We start from the raw sequence: 4455 nt of genomic DNA, 5'->3' as shown, positions 1-4455 counted from the left end.
GGTGGTGGAGATGTTGTCGCAGGAATCGTCGACATCTACCTGGCTCGGCTCGTCCTTGGGGCTGGTGGCGTCAATAAAGTGCACCTTGCCTTTCGTAAGAACCGCAACCAGGTTCGCTCCGGGCGCGTTCTCGTCTGTAGAAAGGCCCACGCGCGCTGCTCCCAGGGTGGATTCACCCAGCTCGATCTGCTCGCCCAGACCGGACGAATCATCGGGGGAGTCCTGCGGCTGCGCGGGCTCACCTGCAACGGGCGCGTTTTCTTCCGGCTCTTCGGATCCACAGGCGGAAAGTGACCCCAGGGCCAGGGCGGCAGCGGCGGTCACGCAGAGGGTTCGGCTAAAGCGATTGACGTGCACATTCACAACTTCTAACGCTACCAGCCCGGCCACGTCACTCTTTCACGACGGGGGAGAAGGACTAGGCTCAATCCCCATGACTACAGATATGACTTGGGCGCAGACGATCATTCTGTCGCTTATCCAAGGTCTGACGGAGTTCCTACCGGTATCTTCGTCCGGCCACCTGCGCATCTTCTCCACCCTGTTGTGGGGCGAGGATGCCGGCGCGTCGTTCACGGCCGTCATCCAGCTCGGCACGGAGCTGGCGGTGCTGGTGTTCTTCGCCAAGGACATCTGGAACATCGCCAGCGCCTGGTGCAAGGGCGTGTGGGAGTGGCTCACCGACCTCACCGGCAAGCACGGCCGCCGCATTCACCGGGAGACCTTCGATTACCGGATGGGCTGGATGGTCATCGTCGGTACCCTGCCCGTGGCCGTCCTGGGCTACCTGGGTAAGGACCTGATCCGCGATAACCTGCGTAACCTCTGGATCACTGCCACGATGCTGGTGCTGTTCTCCTTTGTCTTCATCCTCGCCGAGCGCATGGGCCGCCACGAGCGCAGCTTCGACCAGCTGACCATGCGCGATTCGGTGATCATGGGCTTCGCGCAGTGCCTGGCGCTCATCCCGGGTGTGTCCCGCTCCGGCGGCACGGTCTCGGCCGGCCTGTTCTTGAACCTGGATCGCGAGGTCGCCACCCGTTACTCTTTCCTGCTCGCCATCCCTGCAGTGCTGGCCTCGGGGCTTTTCTCGCTTCCTGACGCCTTTAGCCCCGACGCCGGACAGGCCGCCTCGGGCGCCCAGCTGTTCGTGGGCACGGCAATTGCCTTTGCCGTGGGCTATGCGTCTATCGCCTGGCTGCTGAAGTTCGTGGCCAACCACTCCTTTGCCTGGTTCGCACTGTGGCGCATCCCGCTGGGCTTGGCGGTCATGGCCCTGCTCGCATTCGGGGTATTGCCAGCCTAGAATCGGAACCCATGCACTCTTGGCCCGAACCGGAAGTCCCACAGCTGCCGGGTGAAGCCCCGCAGCTTCGCCTGTACGACACCGCGGACGACGTGGTGAAACCCGTCGAGATTCCCGCCGGGGAGGTGGGGATGTACGTCTGCGGCATTACCCCGTATGACTCCACCCACCTGGGCCACGCAGCCACCTACCTGACCTTCGACCTGATCCACCGCTACCTGCGCGCGGGCGGCCATGGCGTGCACTACGTGCAGAACATCACCGACGTGGACGATCCATTGTTTGAGCGCGCCGAGCGGGACGGGGTGGATTGGCAGGATCTGGGCACAAGCCAGATCGACCTGTTCCGCTCCGACATGGAAGATCTGGCGGTCATCCCGCCGCGCGACTACATCGGCGCGATGGAATCCATCGACGAGGTCATCGAGATGGTGGCCAAGCTCCTGGAAGTCGGCGCCGCCTACCGGCTGGAGGACGACGAATACCCGGACATTTACGCCGACTACACCTTCCTGCCGCAGTTCGGCTACGAGTCCCGCTACGACGAGCAGCAGATGGCAGAGTTCTTCGCCGAGCGCGGGGGAGACCCGGAGCGCCCCGGCAAGCAGCACCCACTTGACGCGCTGCTGTGGCGCGCCCACCGCGAAGGCGAGCCGAAGTGGGAGTCCCCCTTCGGCGCCGGCCGCCCCGGCTGGCACATCGAATGCTCGGCCATTGCCGTCAACCGTTTGGGCGCTCCCTTCGCAATCCAGGGCGGAGGCAGCGACCTGCGCTTCCCGCACCACGAGTTCTCCGCCACCCACGCCGAGGCCGCTCACGGGGTGGACCGCATGGCCCACCACTACGTTCACACCGGCATGATCGGCCTGGACGGCACCAAGATGAGCAAGTCGCTGGGCAACCTCGTGTTCGTCTCCAAGCTCACCGCCGCCGGCCACGAGCCCGCCGCCATCCGCCTCGGCGTGTACGCGGGTCACTATCGTCAGGACCGCGACTGGACCAAGGAAGTGCTGGCTCACGCCGAGCATCGCCTGGCCACCTGGCGGGCGGCCCTGGCCGCAGGCTCCACCACGACCGACGAGGCCCGCGAGCTGGTAGCCACCGTCCGCGGCCACCTGGCCAACGACCTCGACACGGCGGCGGCCCTGGAGGCGCTCGACGACTGGGCCGCGGCCACCAAGGCTGGAGTGGCAGGGGACGAGGCTGCGGCGTCAGAAATAAAAACCGCAATCGATGCGCTGCTGGGCGTGCGACTCTAGCTCACACAGGGCAAACTGTCTCTTATGAGCACCACACAGCTGAGCACAGCCACCACGTCTGCCCGCGAAGAGTTCCTCGACAACCTGCGCCAAATGGCGACAGGCAGCTACCTGCGCGACGAGGATCGCGAGTTTTGGGAGGCCCCTTACCCGGAGTCCGCGGTGGACGACGCACAGGCCATCGTCGACGGCATGCTACAGGCCGCGCAGTCCGTGGCCGCCAGCAGCGAAGCGGAGCTGAAGAAGATCGCGGCCTCCCTGCACCTGCAAAACACCGAGGAGAGCGCCGACGAGCAGCCCACCGCAACCACCCTCGCGATCACCGCCGTGATCAACCAGCACATCGAGAAGCTCAAAGCGCTCTCCGCCCGCCACGAGGACGCGCTGCTGGAGGACGAGGAGATCAAGGACCTGCTCGCCCTGGTGGAGAAACTGGCCGTCGACCTGGATGCCGACGAGATGTTCGTGACCACCCAGGCCGAGGCCGTCTGCGAGGCCTAGCGCGGGGCCAGCATAATCCCCTGGTTGCAGGTGCCGATGAGCCCCTGCTCGTCGTAGATCCGCGTGACAGTGGTGCCGATGCCGTCGGTGCCGTAGTTGGCCTCTGCGGATAGGCCCAGCCACTCACCGCGCATCTCGTGGTGCAGGTAGACAGTGGTATCGACGTTCATGTACGTCCACTTATCCGTATCCAGCAGGTTGTTCAGGCCGTTGGCGATGTCCACTGTCTTCATCAGGCGCACCCACGTGGAATCCTCCTTGCCCTCGACGGCCGGAAGGTCGGTGCGTGACCAGTAGATCGCCGGATTGCGGGTTTCATCGACATTCAAGTGGCGTTCGTCCAAGTCCGCCCGGCGAGCCTCGATGGAGTTGATATATCCGCTGGCCCAACGTTCGAGGAAGTCGCTGCCGTCCCCGGCGCCGGAGGGCCCGGGCATGGGTTCGCCGACGGTGCGCTCGATCTCCTGCGTATCCCCGCGGCGGATCCACCAGCCGGAGCCGCGGATAAACTCGCGGCCGGATTCGTCGGTGACGATGGCCTCCAGGAAGCTAATGCGCTTTCCAGGGCGCACCACCCGCGCGTGGGTGCGCAGCTCGCTGAGCGGCACCGCGCCCAGGATCTCCACGGTCATTCGGCTAAAACGGCCTTCCTCCAGGGACAGCCCGGCATCGCGCGCGCCGTCTTCCAGCACCGTGGCTACCAGCGCGGCGGGCGGGGAGCCGTGCTGGAAGCCCGGCCCCCAGGGGCTTTCCGTGTGCTGAGTGGGGTGGTAGTGGCGGTAGATCTGGCCTTCTTCCTCCGTGACCTTGCCGGGGACGAAGTACGCCGACTGCTCGCTCATCTCGCTCCTTACTCCTGGGTTGTGTCCTACGTCACTAACTATGACACAGGGGCGCCGGAGGCAAGCGCAATTGACCTAAACTGAACGTCATCATGAAAGCAATACTTTGGGACATGGACGGCACCCTGGTCGATACCGAACCGCTGTGGGGCATCGCAACCTTCGAGATGGGCGAGAAGATGGGGCGCCCGCTGACCGCGGAAGTGCGCGAGAAGACCGTCGGCGCGACCACCCCCACCACAGTTGAAATCTGCGCGGCACATGCGGGGTTGGTTCTTGATGACGCCGCCAAGGCCGAATGGCTGAACTTCATGTACACGCGCGTCGAGGAGCTCCTTGCGGGGCAGTTGGAATTCCGCCCCGGCATTAGGGAGATTCTTTCCGAAGCCAAGGCCGCCGGGTTCCCGATGGCGTTGGTGACAAACACGAACCGTGCCCTGACCGAGGTTTCTCTGAATTCCATTGGCCGCGACTTCTTCGACTTCACCCTGTGCGGCGACGAGGTGCCGAACGGCAAGCCCGCCCCGGATATCTACGCCACCGCCGC

The 4455-nt window shown here is 64.8% G+C and carries 5 protein-coding genes and 1 pseudogene; 4 read left to right on the top strand and 2 right to left on the bottom strand.

Annotated features, from left to right (window positions below; translation table 11 throughout):
• Positions 1-357: pseudogene (locus Q0331_RS08530) on the bottom strand (hypothetical protein); the annotation flags it as partial.
• A gap of 76 nt (positions 358-433) precedes the next feature.
• On the opposite strand from Q0331_RS08530, the gene Q0331_RS08525 reads away from it, so the two are divergent.
• Genes Q0331_RS08525 through Q0331_RS08515 form a run of 3 tightly spaced genes read left to right on the top strand, consistent with a single transcriptional unit; the run spans position 434 to position 3066 of the window.
• Entirely contained in the window at positions 434-1306 is an 873-nt protein-coding gene (locus Q0331_RS08525) for an undecaprenyl-diphosphate phosphatase (protein ID WP_298075947.1), read from the top strand.
• Between the two features lie 11 nt (positions 1307-1317).
• Positions 1318-2565, top strand: coding sequence for a cysteine--1-D-myo-inosityl 2-amino-2-deoxy-alpha-D-glucopyranoside ligase (gene mshC / locus Q0331_RS08520; RefSeq protein ID WP_298075946.1), 1248 nt, complete (start codon positions 1318-1320; stop codon positions 2563-2565).
• Positions 2566-2589: 24 nt separating this feature from the next.
• Positions 2590-3066 (top strand): hypothetical protein, encoded by a 477-nt coding sequence (locus Q0331_RS08515; protein WP_298075945.1) that lies wholly within the window; start codon positions 2590-2592, stop codon positions 3064-3066.
• Here the strand turns inward: Q0331_RS08515 and Q0331_RS08510 are convergent.
• Positions 3063-3908, bottom strand: a complete 846-nt coding sequence (locus tag Q0331_RS08510; RefSeq protein ID WP_298075944.1) for a thioesterase family protein — start codon at positions 3906-3908, stop codon at positions 3063-3065. The two genes, Q0331_RS08515 and Q0331_RS08510, sit on opposite strands and share 4 nt — an antisense overlap.
• A 92-nt stretch (positions 3909-4000) precedes the next feature.
• Between Q0331_RS08510 and Q0331_RS08505 the strand changes: the two genes are divergently transcribed.
• On the top strand, positions 4001-4455 hold a 455-nt coding region (locus Q0331_RS08505; RefSeq protein WP_298075943.1), incomplete at its 3' end, for an HAD family phosphatase.

The sequence above is a fragment of the uncultured Corynebacterium sp. genome, assembly GCF_937999985.1.
In the GTDB taxonomy this organism is placed as follows: Bacteria; Actinomycetota; Actinomycetes; order Mycobacteriales; family Mycobacteriaceae; genus Corynebacterium.
Note: the sequence above shows the minus strand (reverse complement) of the source record. Positions and strands in the feature narration are given on the sequence as shown.